The organism is Ferrovibrio sp. (genome assembly GCF_041906005.1).
In the GTDB taxonomy this organism is placed as follows: Bacteria; Pseudomonadota; Alphaproteobacteria; order Ferrovibrionales; family Ferrovibrionaceae; genus Ferrovibrio.
The window spans coordinates 2,503,239-2,520,824 of sequence record NZ_JAYRJY010000001.1; the positions used below are offsets into that span (position 1 = coordinate 2,503,239).

Consider the following 17,586-nt stretch of genomic DNA (forward strand, 5'->3'; position numbering starts at 1 on the left):
GGGTTTTGCAGTGAAGCTTCTTTATTGCGGCGATGTGGTGGGGCGGTCGGGCCGCGATGCGGTGCTGGCGCGGATTCCCGAACTGCGCCAGTCGCTTGGCCTGGATTTCGTGCTGGTCAATGGCGAGAACGCGGCCGCCGGTTTCGGCATCACGGGCAAGATCTGCGAGGAATTCTATGCCGCTGGCGTCGACGCCATCGTGCTGGGCAACCATGCCTGGGACCAGCGCGAGACGCTGGCCTATATCAACGGCGACCCAAAGCTGTTGCGGCCGCTGAATTATCCCAAGGGCACGCCGGGCAAGGGCGCCACGGTCTTCACGCTGCAGAACGGCCGCAAGGTGCTGGTGGTGCAGGTGATGGGCCGGGTGTTCATGGACCCGCTGGACGATCCCTTCGCCGCCGTGGATGCCGAATTGCAGAAATACCGCATGGGGGCGGGCATCGATGCCGCGATCGTCGACATCCATGGCGAGGCGACCTCGGAGAAAATGGCGATGGGCCATTTCTGCGACGGCCGTGTCTCGCTGGTCTGCGGCACACACAGCCATGTGCCCACGGCCGATGCGCAGATCCTGCCCAAGGGCACGGCCTATCAGACCGATGCCGGCATGTGTGGCGATTACAATTCGGTGATCGGCATGGACAAGGCCGAGCCGCTGAACCGCTTCACCCGCAAGGTGCCGGGCGGCCGGTTTGAACCCGCCAACGGCGATGCCACGCTCTGCGCCGTCTATGTCGAGACCGACGACCGCACCGGACTTGCCACGCGCATCGCGCCGCTGCGTCTCGGTGGCCGGCTGTTGCAGGCCACGTTGTAGAAGGCCACCGCATGGCGTCTCGTCGCTTTGATGCCATGCTGGACGAGGTGCGCGCTTGCCGCCATTGCGCCGCACATCTGCCGCTCGGGCCGCGCCCCGTGGTGCGCATGAAGCCCGGCGCGCGTCTGCTGATCATCGGTCAGGCACCGGGGACCAAGGTGCATGAAACGGGTCTGCCGTGGAACGACCGCAGCGGCGACGTGCTGCGCGGCTGGCTCGGCATGGATCGCGACACGTTTTACGATGCCACGTGCATCGCCATCATGCCGATGGGTTTCTGCTATCCCGGCCGCGACCCGAAAGGTGGCGACAACCCGCCGCGTCCGGAATGCGCGCCGCTATGGCATCACCGGCTGCGCGCCCTGCTGCCCGATATCCGCCTCACCCTGCTGGTTGGGCAATATGCCCAGATGCATTACCTGAATGGTCTGCGGCAGAAGACCATGACCGAGACGGTGCGGCATTTCCGCAACTATCTGCCGGGCGGCTTCTTTCCGCTGCCGCATCCAAGCTGGCGCAACATCGCCTGGCAGAAACGGAACCCCTGGTTCACGACCGACGTGCTGCCCGCCCTGCGCAGCGCGGTGCGGGGCGCGCTTCACGACTGACGCGGCACGAACTCGATCAGGCAGAACAGCATGTCGATGGTCTGACCGTCGATGCCCAGCGGCATCACCATGTCGACCACCGACAGGTAATCCTTGTGCGGGCCGATATAAGGCACGCGATTGACGGTCGGTTGGCCGCTTTCGCTCACCCTTTGCAGGCTGGACCAGATTTTCGCCGGCGGTCGTTGATGCGGCAGGCTGCTCATGCGCAGGCCGGTATAGCGGCCATTCATCATCGCATCCACCTGTGTCCCGATCAGGCGGTAGCGGAAATCCAGCGGCCAGTCGGGATCGGCGTCGTGCAGCACGTCCATCAGCACCACATGCGGCAGCAATGGCTTGATCGCAGCCGGTTCGATATCGGCGCGCGCCGGCATCGCGCGACCATTGCGCAATGCGTCCCAGTAGTCGAAGCCGCGCAGCAGCATGGGTGTCGCCCCATCGCGCTCAATCCTGTCGCGTAACGGGGTCACGGCAATTGCGGCTCCTCGGCTGGCGGCGGGCCGAACCCCTGGCGCGAAATGAAATCGACGAAATTGAGCAGCATGTCGACGTTCTTGCCATCGTGCGACAGCGGCGTGATCAGGTCCTGGGCGGCGAGGAAATCCTTGTGCGGGCCGATATAGGGAACCTGGGTGATCAGCGGCTTGCCGCTCTGCACCACCATGCTGAAATTCTCCCACATGCGGCTCGGCGGCTTCTGGTGCGGAATCTGGCTCATGCGCAGGCCGCCATACCGCATGGTCAGATGCGCCTCCACCGCGCTGCCCATCAGGCGATAGCGGAAATCCAGCGGCCAGTCGGGCTCGACGTCGCGCAGCACCTCCAGCAGCACCACATGCGGCAGCAGGGCAGGCATCTCGATCGGATCGATATCGGCTCGGCTCGGCATGCGCTTGCCGGCCCGTTTCGCATCCCAGTAGCGGTAGCCTTGTTGCAGCAGGAAGGTGGCGCGGTTGAGGTCGAGCATGCCGGAGGATGCTAGGCCGGCCTTACCGGGCTGTCGCGGTCTTTCGGGTTGAATACCGCGTGATCGGGTGTCAGCCCAGTTGCGTGAAGGGCGGCGTGCCGTCCTGCAGGCGGATCGGCGGCGCGAGGTCGACGCAGACCAGCACGCGGTCCACCGTCACGCCGTCATCGGAAAGCGGCAGCACGATGTGGAAGATGCCGCCGACATCGCGGCTGCGGCCCACATAGGGCACCACGCCCTTGATCGGCGCACGCGCATCCACGGCAGCCGCGAGATGGTCCCAGACCAGGCTGGGCGGACGCTGGTGCGGCACCTGGCTCAGCGTCATGCCGGTATAGTCAGTGTTGAGAATCGCCTGGATGCGACTGCCGATCAGCTCGTAGCGGAAATCCAGCGGTTCCTGCTGCACGCTCAGCAGCAGGGTCTGGGGATGCAGCAGGTCCGGGTGGCGTTCGGTCACGTCGGGCCAGGCCGGCATTTCCCGTGTGCCGCATGCCGTCAGCCACAAGGCATAGGCCTGGTTCAGCAGCGCCGATTGCGGATAGCCCGGCAACCCGGAACCGGGCAGGGCCGTGGTGTCGCGCAGGGCGGCCAGATGCAGAAGATCGGACATGCTGGATTTGTGTATACGATTGATAACGCAGCGTAAATTTGAATCTGCCGGGATCGGCTGCCCGACCGGGCGATTCTTTGGATAGTATGAATTTCGTCTTCTGCTCGCAATGGTTTATCGGCTTTGGCCGGTCCGCCGCTTGCATTTGCGTGGGCGCGGCTTTATCCGGGCCGCCGGGCCGGCTGCCGGTGGCGGCCGAAATATGGTAAACATGCCCGATTCGTTTGCTTTTTCACGATCATCCACAGGTTCAGGTCATGGCCGGCCATTCCCAGTTCAAGAATATTATGCACCGCAAGGGCGCCCAGGATGCCAAGCGCGCCAAGGTGTTCACCAAGCTGATCCGCGAACTCACCACGGCGGCCCGCATGGGCCAGCCCGACCCCAACACCAACCCGCGCCTGCGCGCCGCCATCCAGGCCGCCCGGGCCGCCAACATGCCGAAAGACACGGTCGACCGTGCCATCAAACGCGGTTCGGGGGCCGATGGTGCCGACAATTACGAAGAGGTGCGCTACGAGGGCTATGGTCCCGGCGGCGTCGCCGTGATCGTCGAGGCGCTGACCGACAACCGCAACCGCACCGCCGGCGAGGTGCGCGCCGCTTTCTCCAAGAATGGCGGCGCCCTGGGCGAGACCAATTCGGTCGCTTTCATGTTCGACCGGGTGGGCGAGATCGTCTTCCCGGCCGCCGCTGCCTCGGCCGAGGCGTTGTTCGAAGGCGCGCTGGAAGCCGGCGCCGACGACGTGCAGTCGGATGAGGACGGCCACACCGTCACCTGCAGCCAGGACGATTTCGCCGCCGTGCGCGAGGCGCTGGAAAAGGCCTTCGGCGAGCCGAAATCGGCCAAGCTGGTCTGGCGGCCCAAGACGACCACGCCGATCGATGGCGAGAAGGCCGAGACGCTGCTGAAGATGATCGAGGTTTTGGAAGATTCCGACGACGTGCAGACCGTCTACGCCAATTTCGAAATTTCCGAAGACGAACTGCGCAAGCTGGCAAGCTGACGCGGCATCAGCACAAGGAGCGGATTGGGCCATTACATGCGCATCATCGGACTCGATCCGGGCCTGCGTGCCACCGGCTGGGGCGTGATCCTCGCCGAGGGCAACCGGTTGAGCCATGTGGCGCACGGCACCATCCGCACCAACCCCGACGACGAACTGGCCGCCCGCCTGCGCACCGTGCACGACGCGCTGACCGAGATCATCGCCGAATGGCGGCCGCAGGCGGCGGCCGTGGAAGAAACCTTCGTCAACAAGAACCCGTCCTCCACGCTGAAGCTCGGCCAGGTGCGTGGCGTCGTGCTGCTGGCGCCGGCCCAGGCCGGATTGCCGGTGGCGGAATACGCGCCGACCGTGGTGAAAAAGGCGGTGGTGGGCACAGGGGCGGCCGACAAGGACCAGGTGCATGCCATGGTCAAACGCCTGCTGCCCGGCGTGAGCGTCACCGGCGCCGATGCCTCGGATGCCCTGGCGGTGGCGATCTGCCATGCCCATCATGCCGCCACCAGCCGCCGCGTCATGGCGGCGGATCTCAGGATCGGCCGATGATCGCCAAGCTCAGCGGCCTGCTCGATTCCGTGGGTGACACGGCCTGCATCCTCGATGTCGGCGGCGTCGGCTACCAGGTCTTCTGTTCGGCCCGCACCTTGCGCGCCCTGCCCAGGCCGGGCGAGGCGACGCGGCTGTATATCGAGACCCATGTGCGGGAAGACCACATCCATCTCTACGGCTTCCTCTCCGAGGCCGAGCGCGGCTGGTTCAACCTGCTGCAGACCGTGCAGGGCGTCGGCGCCAAGGTGGCGCTGGGCATCCTGTCGGCGCTGTCGCCCGACGAATTGTTCCGCGCCATCGCCAGCGCCGACAAGACCACGCTCAACCGCTGCGACGGCGTGGGACCGAAGCTGGCCGTGCGGCTGATCACCGAACTGAAGGACAAGGTGGGCGGCATCGCGCTCGGGCCGGTGGCCCAGGCCGGGGCAGGCGAGGCGGCGGCCGCGCCGGGTTCCGAAAGCGGCCCGGTGGCCGATGCGCTCTCGGCCCTGGTCAATCTGGGTTACAAGCGCGCCGATGCCTTCGGCGCCGTCACCGCCGCCGCGCGCAATCTCGGCGACAAGACCCCCAATAAAGAATTGAACGTGCAGGATCTGATCCGCGCGGGCCTGAAGGAGCTGGCCCAATGAGTCGGGAGGCTGTGAGCGAGGCGCGTCTGGTGTCCGGCGGCAAGGCCGAGGGCGACGAGTTCGAGCGCCACCTGCGACCCCAGCAGCTGGGCGATTTTATCGGCCAGGCCAGGGCGCGGGAAAATCTCGATATCTTCATCCAGGCCGCCAAAAGCCGCGGCGAGGCGCTGGATCACGTTCTGCTGCACGGTCCGCCGGGCCTGGGCAAAACCACGCTGGCGCAGATCGTCTCGCGCGAACTGGGCGTCAACTTCAAGGCCACCTCGGGGCCGGTGATCGCCAAGGCCGGCGATCTCGCCGCGCTGCTGACCAACCTCGAAGCGCGCGACGTGCTGTTCATCGACGAGATCCATCGCCTCAATCCGGCGGTGGAGGAAATCCTCTATCCGGCCATGGAGGATTTCCAGCTCGACCTGATCATCGGCGAAGGGCCGTCGGCGCGCAGCGTGCGTATCGACCTGCCGCCGTTTACCCTGGTGGGCGCCACCACGCGATCTGGGCTTCTCACCACGCCGTTGCGCGAACGCTTCGGCATTCCGCTGCGGCTGAATTTCTATGAGGTCGAGGAACTCGAACTCATCGTGCGACGCGGCGCCCGCATCCTCAACCTGGAACTCGATGCTTCCGGCGCCCGCGAAATCGCCCGCCGCGCCCGCGGCACGCCGCGCGTGGCCGGCCGGCTGCTGCGCCGGGTGCGCGATTTCGCCGCCCATGCCGGGGCGAAGGTGGTGGATGCCAAGACGGCCGATGCGGCACTTTTGCGCCTGGAAGTCGATGTCCGCGGCCTGGACGCCATGGACCGGCGGTATCTGAATGTGATCGCCCGCGATTTCTCGGGCGGCCCGGTGGGCGTGGAAACCATCGCCGCCGCCCTGTCCGAACCGCGCGACGCGCTGGAAGACATCATCGAACCCTATCTGATCCAGCAGGGTTTCCTGCAGCGCACGCCGCGCGGCCGCCTGCTCACCCCGGCGGCCTTCGGCCATATCGGCCTCAATCCGCCGGCCGGGCTCGGCGCCAGCCAGCTCGATCTTCTGGGAGACGATGATGCCTGAAACGCTTCATCGCTATCCCCTGCGGGTGCAATGGGAAGACACCGATGCCGCCGGCATCGTCTATTACGCCAATTACCTGCGGTTCATCGAGCGCGGCCGGTCCGACCTGCTGCTGCAGAACGGCATCGACCAGCACAGCCTGATGAACGAGCCGGGCGGTGTGGCCTTTGCCGTGCGGTCCTGCAATGTGGATTACCTGAAGCCTGCCCGCCTGCACGAGGAACTGGTGGTCGCCACCGCCATCACCGAATTGCGTGGCGCCAGCCTGACCGCCCGCCAGGATGTCTGGCGTGGCGAGGATCTGCTGGTCCGGGCCCAGGTCAAACTGGCCTGTATCGACCGGGACGGACGGGCCAGACGGGTGCCGCCACGCATTGCCACGGTTTTCGCCACACTTTCACCAAATTTATCGCATTGATCTGCTAACACCTCATGGAAGGACTCGAATCGTATGGACAGGACCGTTAGCGCCATGCCGCTCGGTGGCTCGGCCGCCGCCTCCGACCTCTCGCTCTGGGCGCTCTTTTTGCAGGCCGACTGGATCGTCAAGGCCGTCATGCTCATGCTGGTCCTGGCCTCGTTCTGGTCATGGGCCATCATCTTCGACAAGCTGATCAAGATCCGGAAGGTGATCGCCGATACCGACAAGTTCGAGAACGACTTCTGGTCGGGTGGCTCGCTGGATGCCCTTTACGACCGGCTCTCGATCGCCGGCCCGCAGCATCCGATGGCGGTGCTGTTCGTGGCCGCCATGCGCGAATGGCGCCGCTCCACCGAGCGCGGCCTGGTGCGCGGCAAGCACGGGCTGGGCTCGCTGCAGGTCCGTATTGGCCAGGTGATGCGCGTCTCCATCGACCGCGAGATGGAGCGCCTGGAGCGCTATCTCGGCTTCCTCGCCTCGGTCGGTTCGGTGTCGCCCTTCGTCGGCCTGTTCGGCACGGTCTGGGGCATCATGAACTCGTTCCACGCCATCGCCTCGTCCAAGAACACATCCCTGGCCGTGGTGGCGCCGGGCATCGCCGAGGCGCTGTTTGCCACGGCGCTTGGCCTGCTGGCCGCCATTCCGGCGGTGATGGCCTACAACAAGTTCTCCAACGATCTCGGCCGGCTGAATGTGCGGCTGGAAGGGTTTGCCGGCGAGTTCTCGGCGCTGATGTCGCGCCAGCTCGACGAAGAAGAGGCAGCCTGACATGGGCATGCAGATGGGCGGCGGGTCCACCCGCGGCGGCCGGATGAAACGCCGGCCGATGTCCGACATCAACGTGACGCCGCTGGTCGACGTCATGCTGGTGCTGCTGATCGTGTTCATGGTGGCCGCGCCGTTGCTCACCGTCGGCGTGCAGGTCGATCTGCCCAAGACCCAGGCGGCGGCGATCCAGGGCCAGGACGAGCCCTTGAGCGTCACCATCGATTCCAAGGGCGTCATTTACCTTCAGGAAACGGCTGTCGAGCTAGACCAGCTTGTGCCGCGCCTGCAGGCCGTGGCCGGCAATGCGCCCGACCGACGTATCTTTGTGCGCGGCGACCAGGCGATCAATTACGGCAAGGTGCTGGAAGTGATGGGCCTGATCAATTCCGGCGGTTTCACCAAGGTGGCGCTGGTCGGCAATCCGCCCGCCGCTGCGGCGCCGCGGCGTTAACAGATGACTGGCAGGCGGCGGCAAGGGCCGCTGACGTTTTCAAAGGTGTGAGTTAGACGCGTGCAACGCTCCTCGTACATATTCTCGGCCAGCCTGCATGCCGGCATCGTCGCGATTGCCGTGTTCGGCCTGCCGTACTGGGAGCCCAAGCGCGACGCCGAGCCGCCGGTGATCCTGGCCGAATTTGCGCCGATCGCCGACAAGACCAACGTGCCCAAGCCGCAGCCCAAGGTGGTCGAAAGCAAGGCCGAGCCGAAGGAAGAGCCGGCCCCCGAGCAGAAGCCGACGCCCGAGCCGCCCAAGCCGCAGCCGCAGGCCGTGGCGCCGCCTCCGCCGCCTCCGCCCCCCACGCCCGAACCGCCCAAGCAGGCCGAGGCACCCAAGCCCGCGCCGATGCCCGAACCGGTGCCGTCGCCCAAGCCGCTGCCCAAGCCCAAGGAAGTGGTCGAGACACCCGAGCCGCCGAAGGTGGCCGAGAAGCCGAAGCCTGAAGCCAAGCCGGTGCCGCCGAAAACCACCCAGCGGCCGGAAGAAAAGAGCAAGACGCCCAGCTTCACGGATGTCGCCGCCCTGGTGAACAAGATGAAGGCGCCGCCGGCCGCCCAGCCGCAGCAGGCGCCGCAGACCGCCTCGCGCACGCCGCCGGCCGCCGCGCCGCGCGCCGAGGGGCCGTCGAATCCCAATCTGCCGATCTCGATGAGCGAGAAGGATTTCATCCGCAAGCAGGTGGAAGACCGCTGGCAGTTCGATATCGGCGCCAAGGATGCCTCGAACCTGATCGTGCGCATCCGCTTCAGCCTCAACCCCGACGGTTCGCTGCGCACGCAGCCGGAAATCGTCGATCAGGCACGCATGTATCTGCCGGGCCAGGAAAGCTATCGCTCGGCCGCTGAATCGGCGCGCCGCGCCGTGCTCAAGGCGGTGCCCTTTCAACTGCCGCCGGGCGACAAGGAAAAGTGGAGTCAGGACATCATCCTGAATTTCGATCCACGACAGATGCTGGGTGGCTAACACATGACGGGAGCAGTGATGACCGGGACGACGATGAAGGAGAAGACGATGCGGCCCCAAGTCCATCTCTTGGCCGGGCTGGCGGCGCTGGTCTCCACGCTGTTCCTCGCCGTGGCGGCACAGGCCGCCGTCGAGATCGATATCACGCGCGGCAACTTCAAGCCGGTGCCGATCGCGATTTCCGATTTCGACGCCGACAATCCTCAGGGAACCAAGATCGGTGCCGATGTCGCCCGCGTGATCCGCGCCGATCTCGAACGCTCCGGTCTGTTCAAGCCCGCCGATCCGCGCGCCCATCTGCAAAGCCCGGCGGCCATGCGCGTGCTGCCGCGGTTTCAGGATTGGCGTGTGATCAATGTCGATGCGTTGGTCACGGGCCGCATCGAAATCCAGCCCGACGGCCAGTTGCGCAGCGAATTCCGCCTTTGGGATGTTGCCGCCGAGCAGCAGATGACCGGTCTGGCGCAGTGGACCACGCCCGACAACTGGCGTCGCCTGGCGCACCGCATCGCCGATGCGATCTACAAGCGCGTCACCGGCGAGGATGGCTATTTCGATACCCGCGTCGTCTATGTGGCCGAAAGCGGCCCGGCCGACCGCCGCGTGAAACGCCTCGCGATCATGGATCAGGATGGCGAGAATCATCGCTTCCTTACCGATGGCCGCTTCCTGGTGCTGACGCCGCGCTTCAGTCCCAGTCAGCAGGAAATCACCTACCTGTCGTATTTCAACGACAAGCCGCGCGTGTATCTGTTCAACATCGACACCGGGCAGCAGGAACTGGTCGGCGATTTCCCGGGCATGACCTTCGCGCCGCGTTTCTCGCCCGATGGCAACCGCGTGATCATGTCGCTGGCCGTCGACGGCAATTCCGATGTCTACATGATGAACCTGCGCACGCGTCAGCGCACGCGGCTCACCGCCGATCCGGCCATCGACACCTCGCCGTCGTTTTCGCCTGATGGTCGTCGTATCACCTTCAACTCCGACCGCGGCGGCACCAAGCAGATCTACACGATGAATGCCGACGGCACCGACCAGCGCCGCATCAGCTTCAACCAGGGCCGCTATTCCACGCCGGTCTGGTCGCCGCGCGGCGACCTGATCGCCTTCACCAAGGAATACCAGGGCCAGTTCTCGATCGGCGTGATGCGCCCCGATGGCTCTGGCGAACGCATCCTTTCGTCGTCCGGCCTGGTGCAGGAAGCGCCGACCTGGGCACCCAATGGCCGCGTGCTGATGTTCTATCGTGAGAATCCGCCGGATGCGCGTGGCCGCGGCCAGCGGGTCCGTTTGGTCTCCATCGACCTGACGGGCTACAACGAACGCGAAATCCCCACCCCGATCGATGCTTCCGACCCGGCCTGGTCGCCGTTGTCGCCCTGATCCGGGGACGGACCTTTCATCATTTGGTCCCCAGATCCTTGGCAGCCTGGGGATAAATCCTGCTTTTCCGGCCTCTGTTGCAGAAATGCCTCAGGGGCCGGATTAGTCTTTACAAGCCTTTACGCCTATTGATTCAGGAAAAATCGGCCGATATAGTCGATTGTGACGCAATGGCTTGAACCATTGGTTCCGGCAACGTTTGCGCTGACAGGCTCTCTAGGATTGCGTACCAGAGATTGTCTGCGGCGCCGGCGTACCGGGGAGAAGCCAGTGGTTTGTCAGACGCTTCGTTTCGGGTGTTGAACTCGACAACCGGGATGAAACGCAAGTTTTCTGTGCTCGTTCAGGTATCTGATCTCACTCTCGAAACCCTTGGAGGGATAAAAAAAATGCGCCTCAACACCTTCGGCTCCAAGTTTGTGGCCGTCGCCGCTGTGGGCCTGCTCCTCGCCGCCTGCGAATCGGCTCCGCAACAGGCTGCTTCGACCGGCGGTACTGGCGCCAGCGCCGCTACCGGCCAGACCAGCATCGCGCCGGGCACCGTGCAGGACTTCCAGGTCAACGTCGGCGACCGCGTGTTCTTCGACTATGACAAGTTCGAAGTGAAGCCGGCCGGCAAGGCCACTCTGGACAAGCAGGCCGCCTGGCTGAAGCGCTATGGCCAGTGGAAGATCGTGGTCGAGGGTCACTGCGACGAACGCGGCACCCGCGAGTACAACCTTGCTCTGGGTGAGCGCCGCGCCAACGCCGTCAAGACCTACCTGATCAACCAGGGCATCCCGGCGAACCGCGTCACCACGATCTCCTACGGTAAGGAGCGTCCGGTGGCTCTGGGTTCGAACGAGGCCGCCTGGGCTCAGAACCGTCGCGGCGTGACGGTCCTGTCGAACTAATTGAAGCCGGGCGGTTCGCCGCCTGACGGAAATTCCGGAACGCCCGTCTGTCTTTCGGCAGGCGGGCGTTCTGCGTTTTCAAAGATGGTTTTTGGCAGTCCGCGCGACTGCCGTTTTTCTGCCGCAAAAGATTCGCTGTTTCGCCGCATTATGCGCGTTTAACTGCGACGGGCGGGCAGACCGCGTGAACTGAAGGGGAGTGCACCAAGATGGTGTTGCGTGATGGGGTGATGCGGATGGCGCTGGTCGCTGCCGTGATTGGGGGGCTGGCTGCTTGCGAAAGTGCGCCGCAGCCGGCGCCAGGTACGAGCTATGGCTCGGGCAGCGGTGGCCAGATGGGCGCCGGCGGGCGCGGCGTCGGCACCGAAAACCTGGGCGGCATGGCCGGCAGCGCCACTGAGGCGCAGCGCCAGTTCGCCGTCGAGGTGGGCGACCGGGTGCTGTTTGAAACCGATTCCCACTCGCTCACGGCGGCGGCGACCGCCACGCTGGACAAGCAATCCGCGTGGCTGAAGCGTTATCCGCAATGGCGCATCACCATCGAAGGTCATGCCGATGCACGCGGCACCCGCGAATATAACCTTGCACTGGGCGACCGGCGCGCGACCGCGGTGCGCAATTATCTGGTGAACCAGGGCATCCCGGCGCAGCGCATCACCACCCTGTCCTACGGCAAGGAACGCCCGGTGGCGCTTGGCTCCAACGAGGCGGCCTGGGCGGAGAATCGCCGCGCCGTCACCGTCTTGGGGGATGCCCGCGCCGGCAGCTGACCGCGCGGGCGTGACCGGGCCGCTGCCTCGGCGTTGCGAGACGCCATGCTTTTGACGTAAACCCCGGTAAACTCGGCGTCTCGCCCGATTCGGCTCCATGGGGTCTGCCATGCCTGCGCTACCTGCCGCCCGCACCCTTGTTCCCGGGATTTTGATTCTGGGCACGCTCCTGTTGTCGCTGCCGGCGGCTGCCCAGGATGCCCAGACGCTCGACCGGCTGAACCGGCTGGAAAACGACCTGCGTACATTGCAGCGCCAGGTCTATCGTGGCGGCCCGGCGCCTTCGGGTTCGGGCGCGGTCAGTTCCGCGCCGCTCTCCGATGGCGGCGACAGTTCCTCCATCGCCAACCGGCTGAACAGCCGCATCGACGAGCTGGAAAACCAGATCCGCGAGCTGACCGGCCGTTTCGAACAGGTCGAGTTCAACTCCAGCCAGGCCAACCGCCGCATCGACAAGCTGGTGGAAGATGTCGATTTCCGCCTCACGCAGATCGAGCGCGGTGGCGCCGGGCAGCCGGGTGCTGCCGCCGGCAGCATCGAACAGGTCAGGCCGCCGGCCGCCACGCCGGCCGCCGGCCCGCAGCCCGGCCAGCAGCCGCCCGGTCAGCAGCCAGTCGCGCGCGGTTCCACTTCGGCCACGCCGGGCCAGGCGCCGACCAAGGAAGGCGTGCTCGGCTCCATGCCGGTGGACGCCCAGGGCCGGCCGCTGCAAGGCGCCGCCGCCGCGCCGCAGCAGACCGCCCGTGCCCCGGCGGCGCCTGCCGGGCCCTCGGCCCGCGGCAAGCTGCCCGCCGGCACGCCGCAGGAGCGCTACAATTACGCCTACAAGCTGCTGGTGCAGAGCGACTATGTCGATGCCGAAGCTGCTTTCCGCGAATTCCTCGGCGCCCATCCGCAGGATCCGCTGGCCGGCAATGCGCAATACTGGCTGGGCGAGACCTATTACGTGCGCCAGCAATATGAACAGGCCGCCCAGGCTTTCCTGCAGGGCTATCAGGGCTACGGCAAAAGCACCAAGGCGCCCGACAGCCTGCTGAAACTCGGCATGTCGCTGGCGGCGATGAAGAAGAACCCGGAAGCCTGCGCGGCGCTCGGCCAGCTTACCAAGGATTTTCCGCAGGCGCCGCAGCATGTGAAGGACGCGGCCACGCGCGAACGCGGCAAGATCAACTGCCGCTGATCCGGCCCTTACTGTCATGCCGGGGCTGACGCCTGCCGCCTTCGGGCGCCTGCTCAGGCCCCTGCTGCCGCGTGGCGTGGATGCCATCGCGGTTGCCGTCTCGGGCGGGGCCGACAGCATGGCGCTGGCCCTGCTGTGCCGCGGCTGGGCGGCGAAACACAAGATCCGCCTGCAAGCCTACACCGTCGATCACGGCCTGCGGCCCGAATCCGCCGCCGAAGCCAGACAGGTGGCGCGCTGGCTGAAAAAGGCCGGCATGGATTGCCGCATTCTCACCTGGCGCGGCGCGAAGCCATCAGCCAACCGGCAGGAAGCCGCCCGCGAGGCGCGCTACGGTCTGCTGCGTGACGCCTGCGCGAAGGCCGGCATCGTCCATCTGCTGCTGGCGCATCACCGCGAGGACCAGGCCGAGACGCTGCTGCTGCGCGCCCTGCGCGGTTCGGGCGTCGATGGCCTCTCGGCGATGCAGCCCGCGCGCATGCTGGAGCGGGATTTCATCCTGCTGCGGCCGCTGCTGGATGTGCCCAAGGCCGATCTCGTCGCCACCTTGCGCAAACGCGGCCAGGCCTGGATCGAGGATCCGAGCAACGCCAATCCCGCCTTCGCCCGCGTGCGGGTGCGCCGCGCGCTGGACGATCTGGCCGGCGGGGATGCCGTGGCGCGCGCCGAGCTGGTGGCGCATCTGGCGCTCACCGCGCGCAACCTTGCCCGCGCCCGCGCCGCCCTGGATGCCGCCGCCCGCGCGCTGCTGCGGACCATGGCGCGGGTCGAGCCGGGCGGCATCGCCTGGCTGGATATTGCGCCGCTGCAATCCGCCGATGACGAGATCGCCCTGCGTGCGCTCGGGCTGCTGCTGAAAACCGTTGGCGGCGATCCGCTGCCGCCGCGACTGGAGCGGCTGGAGCGGCTGCTGCACGGCCTGCGCGGCAAGACGCCAACGCCGGCGACGCTGCACCGCTGCATGTTGCGACCGGAAAAGAACGGAACACAAATTCTGGTCTGCCGCGAGGCCCGCCACCTGCCCGAGCCGATCAGGCTCGTCCCCGGCAGCCGCCTGCCCTGGGATGGCCGCTTCGAGATCGCCGTGCCGAAAACCGCGCGCGGCCTGACGCTGGCGCCGCTGGGCCGCCACCGTCCCGAGGACGTTTCATCGGCCATTCCCGCCGCCGCCTGGCCGACCCTGCCGGCGATCTGGCGCGGCCCGGCGGGAGAAGGCGCGAAATTGCTGGCCGTGCCCGCTCTGGGCTGGGGCGACCTGCCGCCAGGCCTGTCTGTAACATTCGGAAAGCATTGGTGAGGCGGAATCGCCCCCGGTAACCGCTTGTTTAGCGGCGCGGGGGTCATATCTATGGTTTGGTAACGGGGAAATCGGTTAAAGTTTTTCCCGAGGGGTTTTCAGGGTCCGGCAGCAACAGCTTGCGCCGGCCCGGACAGGTAAAAGGATCAGGCAACCGTGAACATGTTCGGTCGTAATCTGGCGTTGTGGGTGATCATCGGCCTTCTGGTCGTGGCGCTCTTCAACCTGTTCCAGGGTCCCAGCGTTCGCACCGGCAGCCAGTCGATCGCCTATTCCGATTTCCTCAACGACGTGAATAACGGCCAGATCACCGACGTCTCGATCCAGACCGGCAGCAACACCGTGACGGGTCATTTCCGCGACGGCCGTTCCTTCACCACCTATATCCCGAACGATCCCACGATGGTCACCAAGCTGACCGAGCGTGGCGTGCGCGTCACCGCCACGCCGCCCGAGGAAGGCAACCCGCTGTTCAGCATCTTCATCTCCTGGTTCCCCATGCTGCTGCTGATCGGCGTGTGGATCTTCTTCATGCGCCAGATGCAGGGCGGCGGCGGCAAGGCGATGGGCTTCGGCAAGTCCAAGGCCCGGCTGCTGACCGAGAAGCATGGCCGCGTCACCTTCGAGGACGTCGCCGGCATCGAGGAAGCCAAGACCGAACTGGAAGAGATCGTCGAATTCCTGCGCGACCCGCAGAAGTTCCAGCGCCTCGGCGGCAAGATCCCCAAGGGCTGCCTGCTCGTCGGCCCGCCCGGCACCGGCAAGACGCTGCTCGCCCGCGCCATCGCCGGCGAGGCCAACGTGCCCTTCTTCACCATCTCGGGCTCTGATTTCGTGGAAATGTTCGTCGGCGTCGGCGCCAGCCGCGTGCGCGACATGTTCGAACAGGCCAAGAAGAACGCGCCCTGCATCATCTTCATCGACGAGATCGACGCGGTCGGCCGCCATCGCGGCGCCGGCCTGGGCGGCGGCAACGACGAGCGCGAGCAGACGCTGAACCAGCTGCTGGTCGAGATGGACGGCTTCGAGGCCACCGAGGGCGTGATCCTGATCGCCGCCACCAACCGCCCCGACGTGCTCGATCCGGCCCTGCTGCGCCCCGGCCGTTTCGACCGCCAGATCGTGGTGCCCAATCCCGACATCATCGGCCGCGAGCAGATCCTGCGCGTGCACATGCGCAAGGTGCCGCTGGCGCCCGACGTGGACCCCAAGATCATCGCCCGCGGCACGCCCGGCTTCTCGGGTGCCGATCTGGCGAACCTCGTCAACGAGGCTGCCCTGCTGGCCGCGCGCCGTAACCGCCGCGTCGTCACCATGGCCGATTTCGAATCCGCCAAGGACAAGGTGATGATGGGCGCCGAGCGCCGCTCGATGGTGATGGGCGAAGAGGAAAAGCGCCTCACTGCCTATCACGAGGCGGGCCATGCCCTGGTCGGCCTGTTCATGCCCAAGCATGACCCGCTGCACAAGGTCACCATCATCCCGCGCGGCCGCGCCCTGGGCGTCACCATGTCGCTGCCCGAGAAGGACCGGCTGTCCATGTCGACGCTGGAGCTGGAATCGCGCCTGGCGATGATGTTCGGCGGCCGCATGGCGGAAGAACTGGTGTTCGGCAAGGAAAACATCACCACCGGCGCCTCCAACGACATCCAGCAGGCCACCGGCCTCGCGCGTCGCATGGTCACGGAATGGGGCATGTCCGACAAGCTCGGCCGCCTGCGCTATTCCGATAACGAGGAAGAGGTGTTCCTCGGCCACAGCGTCACCCAGCGCAAGAACGTCTCGGATGCCACGGCCAAGCTGATCGACGAGGAAATCCGCCGCATCATCGACGAGGCGGAAACCGCCGCCCGCCGGATCCTCACCGAACACCGCGACGACCTCGACAAGGTGGCGCAGGCGCTGCTGGAATACGAGACGCTCTCGGGCGACGAGGTGAAGGCGCTGCTGCGCGGCGAGGCGATCATCCGCCCCGACGACAAGCCGACCTCGTCCTCGGGCGATACCGGCCCGCGCTCGGCCGTGCCGACCAGCTCGCGCGGCAAGCCCGGCCCCTCGGGTCTGGAGCCCGTGCCCGGCGCGTAAGCGCCAAAAAGAGGGGCCCGGCGCGTAAACATAGATCGTCACCCCGGCCTTGAGCCGGGGTCCCGTTCAAAAGCCCGGCCTCGTGCCGGGCTTTTCTGTTGCGGCAGTCGGCCCATCTCAAGAACGTCATGCCCGGCCTTGTGCCGGGCATCCACGACTTTTTATCAGGCCGAAAAAGGTAACATGTGGATGGCCGGGCCAAGCCCGGCCATGACGGTTTGAGTGATACCTGTTTCCCGGTGCAGCCCGTCACCCCGGGCTTTTTTCATGCTACCCTCCCGCGCCATACACGCAGGGAGGCCACATGCTCACCGTTCATCATCTCGGCAGGTCGCAGTCCGAACGCATCGTCTGGCTCTGCGAGGAGCTTGGCATCCCCTACGAGTTGAAGCGTTACGACCGCGCGCCCGTGATGGCGCCGCCCGAATACAAGGCGCTGCATCCCATCGGTTCCGCGCCGGTCATCACCGATGACGGCATGGTGCTGGCGGAATCCGGCGCGGTGATGGACTACATCATCGCCAAATATGGTACCAAGGAAAACGGAGGGGCCCGTCTGGCGCTGACGAAAGACCACCCGAGTTTCGCCCAGTATCTCTACTGGTTCCATTTCGCCAACGGCACGCTGCAGCCCGCCCTGATGCGCGTGCTGATCTCGGGCCGGCTCAATCGGCCGGCCGATCACCCGGCGGTACTCACCGGGCAGCAGCGCATGGAACTCTGCCTCGCGTTGCTCGAAACCCGCCTGGGCGAGGTGCCGTGGCTGGCCGGGCAGGATTTCACGGCGGCCGACATCATGAATGTCTTCTGCCTCACCACCATGCGCCGCTACCTGCCTTACGACCTCTCGCCCTATCCGCATATCCGCGCGTATCTGGCGCGCATCGGCGCCCGCCCGGCCTATCGCCGCGCGATGGCAAAAGGCGACCCGGACATGGAACCGCTGCTCGACTGAAGGAAGGCGGCGCCCACGCCCCATCGTCATGGCCGGGCTTGGCCCGGCCATCCACGATTTATTTTTTGGACAGACAGAAAAGACGTGGATCCCCGGGCCAAGCCCGGGGATGACGATT

At 66.0% G+C, this 17,586-nt stretch carries 20 protein-coding genes; 17 read left to right on the forward strand and 3 right to left on the reverse strand.

Annotated features, from left to right (window positions below; genetic code table 11):
* Positions 1-10: 10 nt before the first annotated feature.
* Both ACE3OO_RS12265 and ACE3OO_RS12270 read left to right on the forward strand, forming a co-directional pair.
* Complete coding sequence (locus tag ACE3OO_RS12265; RefSeq protein WP_374303254.1) at positions 11-820, forward strand: YmdB family metallophosphoesterase; 810 nt, start codon at positions 11-13, stop codon at positions 818-820.
* Between the two features lie 11 nt (positions 821-831).
* Positions 832-1,428 carry a uracil-DNA glycosylase family protein gene (locus ACE3OO_RS12270; protein ID WP_374303256.1) on the forward strand — a complete coding sequence of 199 codons (597 nt, stop codon included), beginning with the start codon at positions 832-834 and terminating at the stop codon, positions 1,426-1,428.
* Here ACE3OO_RS12270 and ACE3OO_RS12275 read toward each other — a convergent pair.
* The 3 genes from ACE3OO_RS12275 to ACE3OO_RS12285 all read right to left on the reverse strand — a co-directional run bounded on the left by ACE3OO_RS12275 (position 1,419) and on the right by ACE3OO_RS12285 (position 3,011).
* Positions 1,419-1,901 (reverse strand): PAS domain-containing protein, encoded by a 483-nt coding sequence (locus tag ACE3OO_RS12275; RefSeq protein ID WP_374303257.1) that lies wholly within the window; start codon positions 1,899-1,901, stop codon positions 1,419-1,421. The two genes, ACE3OO_RS12270 and ACE3OO_RS12275, sit on opposite strands and share 10 nt — an antisense overlap.
* Positions 1,898-2,398: a PAS domain-containing protein gene (locus tag ACE3OO_RS12280; RefSeq protein WP_374303259.1), complete on the reverse strand. Its 501-nt coding sequence runs from the start codon at positions 2,396-2,398 to the stop codon at positions 1,898-1,900. The genes ACE3OO_RS12275 and ACE3OO_RS12280 overlap by 4 nt, the downstream gene beginning before the upstream one ends.
* Positions 2,399-2,468: 70 nt before the next feature.
* Entirely contained in the window at positions 2,469-3,011 is a 543-nt protein-coding gene (locus ACE3OO_RS12285) for a hypothetical protein (protein WP_374303261.1), read from the reverse strand.
* Between the two features lie 257 nt (positions 3,012-3,268).
* On the opposite strand from ACE3OO_RS12285, the gene ACE3OO_RS12290 reads away from it, so the two are divergent.
* The 15 genes from ACE3OO_RS12290 to ACE3OO_RS12360 all read left to right on the forward strand — a co-directional run bounded on the left by ACE3OO_RS12290 (position 3,269) and on the right by ACE3OO_RS12360 (position 17,468).
* Complete coding sequence (locus tag ACE3OO_RS12290; RefSeq protein ID WP_374303263.1) at positions 3,269-4,018, forward strand: YebC/PmpR family DNA-binding transcriptional regulator; 750 nt, start codon at positions 3,269-3,271, stop codon at positions 4,016-4,018.
* Positions 4,019-4,054: 36 nt separating this feature from the next.
* Positions 4,055-4,564, forward strand: a complete 510-nt coding sequence (ruvC, locus tag ACE3OO_RS12295; protein WP_374303265.1) for a crossover junction endodeoxyribonuclease RuvC — start codon at positions 4,055-4,057, stop codon at positions 4,562-4,564.
* A complete protein-coding gene (gene ruvA, locus ACE3OO_RS12300; protein ID WP_374303267.1) occupies positions 4,561-5,196 on the forward strand; it encodes a Holliday junction branch migration protein RuvA in 636 nt (211 codons plus the stop codon). Before ruvC ends, ruvA begins: the two co-directional genes overlap by 4 nt.
* Positions 5,193-6,251, forward strand: a complete 1,059-nt coding sequence (ruvB, locus tag ACE3OO_RS12305) for a Holliday junction branch migration DNA helicase RuvB (RefSeq protein ID WP_374303269.1) — start codon at positions 5,193-5,195, stop codon at positions 6,249-6,251. Before ruvA ends, ruvB begins: the two co-directional genes overlap by 4 nt.
* On the forward strand, positions 6,244-6,669 hold the full coding sequence (gene ybgC / locus ACE3OO_RS12310) for a tol-pal system-associated acyl-CoA thioesterase (protein ID WP_374303271.1): 426 nt from the start codon (positions 6,244-6,246) through the stop codon (positions 6,667-6,669). The genes ruvB and ybgC overlap by 8 nt, the downstream gene beginning before the upstream one ends.
* A 33-nt stretch (positions 6,670-6,702) precedes the next feature.
* Positions 6,703-7,440, forward strand: a complete 738-nt coding sequence (gene tolQ / locus ACE3OO_RS12315; RefSeq protein ID WP_374303274.1) for a protein TolQ — start codon at positions 6,703-6,705, stop codon at positions 7,438-7,440.
* A 1-nt stretch (position 7,441) separates the two neighbouring features.
* Positions 7,442-7,891, forward strand: a complete 450-nt coding sequence (gene tolR / locus ACE3OO_RS12320) for a protein TolR (RefSeq protein WP_374303276.1) — start codon at positions 7,442-7,444, stop codon at positions 7,889-7,891.
* 60 nt (positions 7,892-7,951) lie between these two features.
* Positions 7,952-8,902: a hypothetical protein gene (locus ACE3OO_RS12325; RefSeq protein WP_374303278.1), complete on the forward strand. Its 951-nt coding sequence runs from the start codon at positions 7,952-7,954 to the stop codon at positions 8,900-8,902.
* A 48-nt stretch (positions 8,903-8,950) separates the two neighbouring features.
* Positions 8,951-10,288: a Tol-Pal system beta propeller repeat protein TolB gene (gene tolB / locus ACE3OO_RS12330; RefSeq protein WP_374303280.1), complete on the forward strand. Its 1,338-nt coding sequence runs from the start codon at positions 8,951-8,953 to the stop codon at positions 10,286-10,288.
* 389 nt (positions 10,289-10,677) lie between these two features.
* The gene (pal, locus tag ACE3OO_RS12335) at positions 10,678-11,181 is read left to right on the forward strand and encodes a peptidoglycan-associated lipoprotein Pal (protein ID WP_374303282.1); all 504 of its coding nucleotides are present in this window, start codon (positions 10,678-10,680) and stop codon (positions 11,179-11,181) included.
* Between the two features lie 209 nt (positions 11,182-11,390).
* The gene (pal, locus tag ACE3OO_RS12340) at positions 11,391-11,951 is read left to right on the forward strand and encodes a peptidoglycan-associated lipoprotein Pal (RefSeq protein WP_374303284.1); all 561 of its coding nucleotides are present in this window, start codon (positions 11,391-11,393) and stop codon (positions 11,949-11,951) included.
* Positions 11,952-12,060: 109 nt separating this feature from the next.
* Positions 12,061-13,131 carry a tol-pal system protein YbgF gene (ybgF, locus tag ACE3OO_RS12345; protein WP_374303286.1) on the forward strand — a complete coding sequence of 357 codons (1,071 nt, stop codon included), beginning with the start codon at positions 12,061-12,063 and terminating at the stop codon, positions 13,129-13,131.
* A gap of 16 nt (positions 13,132-13,147) precedes the next feature.
* Positions 13,148-14,428: a tRNA lysidine(34) synthetase TilS gene (tilS, locus tag ACE3OO_RS12350; RefSeq protein WP_374303288.1), complete on the forward strand. Its 1,281-nt coding sequence runs from the start codon at positions 13,148-13,150 to the stop codon at positions 14,426-14,428.
* A 156-nt stretch (positions 14,429-14,584) separates the two neighbouring features.
* Entirely contained in the window at positions 14,585-16,513 is a 1,929-nt protein-coding gene (gene ftsH / locus ACE3OO_RS12355) for an ATP-dependent zinc metalloprotease FtsH (protein WP_374303290.1), read from the forward strand.
* 304 nt (positions 16,514-16,817) lie between these two features.
* A complete protein-coding gene (locus ACE3OO_RS12360) occupies positions 16,818-17,468 on the forward strand; it encodes a glutathione S-transferase family protein (RefSeq protein ID WP_374303291.1) in 651 nt (216 codons plus the stop codon).
* The last annotated feature ends 118 nt before the right edge of the window (positions 17,469-17,586 follow it).

Bases quoted from the DNA above. Each gene is read 5' to 3' on its own strand.
- ACE3OO_RS12270 (WP_374303256.1), top strand. From the start codon at position 832: ATGGCGTCTCGTCGCTTTGATGCCATGCTGGACGAGGTGCGCGCTTGC.
- ACE3OO_RS12280 (WP_374303259.1), bottom strand. From the start codon at position 2,398: ATGCTCGACCTCAACCGCGCCACCTTCCTGCTGCAACAAGGCTACCGC.
- ACE3OO_RS12285 (WP_374303261.1), bottom strand. From the start codon at position 3,011: ATGTCCGATCTTCTGCATCTGGCCGCCCTGCGCGACACCACGGCCCTG.
- ACE3OO_RS12290 (WP_374303263.1), top strand. From the start codon at position 3,269: ATGGCCGGCCATTCCCAGTTCAAGAATATTATGCACCGCAAGGGCGCC.
- ruvC (WP_374303265.1), top strand. From the start codon at position 4,055: ATGCGCATCATCGGACTCGATCCGGGCCTGCGTGCCACCGGCTGGGGC.
- ruvA (WP_374303267.1), top strand. From the start codon at position 4,561: ATGATCGCCAAGCTCAGCGGCCTGCTCGATTCCGTGGGTGACACGGCC.
- ruvB (WP_374303269.1), top strand. From the start codon at position 5,193: ATGAGTCGGGAGGCTGTGAGCGAGGCGCGTCTGGTGTCCGGCGGCAAG.
- ybgC (WP_374303271.1), top strand. From the start codon at position 6,244: ATGCCTGAAACGCTTCATCGCTATCCCCTGCGGGTGCAATGGGAAGAC.
- tolQ (WP_374303274.1), top strand. From the start codon at position 6,703: ATGGACAGGACCGTTAGCGCCATGCCGCTCGGTGGCTCGGCCGCCGCC.
- tolR (WP_374303276.1), top strand. From the start codon at position 7,442: ATGGGCATGCAGATGGGCGGCGGGTCCACCCGCGGCGGCCGGATGAAA.
- tolB (WP_374303280.1), top strand. From the start codon at position 8,951: ATGCGGCCCCAAGTCCATCTCTTGGCCGGGCTGGCGGCGCTGGTCTCC.
- pal (WP_374303282.1), top strand. From the start codon at position 10,678: ATGCGCCTCAACACCTTCGGCTCCAAGTTTGTGGCCGTCGCCGCTGTG.
- pal (WP_374303284.1), top strand. From the start codon at position 11,391: ATGGTGTTGCGTGATGGGGTGATGCGGATGGCGCTGGTCGCTGCCGTG.
- ybgF (WP_374303286.1), top strand. From the start codon at position 12,061: ATGCCTGCGCTACCTGCCGCCCGCACCCTTGTTCCCGGGATTTTGATT.
- tilS (WP_374303288.1), top strand. From the start codon at position 13,148: ATGCCGGGGCTGACGCCTGCCGCCTTCGGGCGCCTGCTCAGGCCCCTG.
- ACE3OO_RS12360 (WP_374303291.1), top strand. From the start codon at position 16,818: ATGCTCACCGTTCATCATCTCGGCAGGTCGCAGTCCGAACGCATCGTC.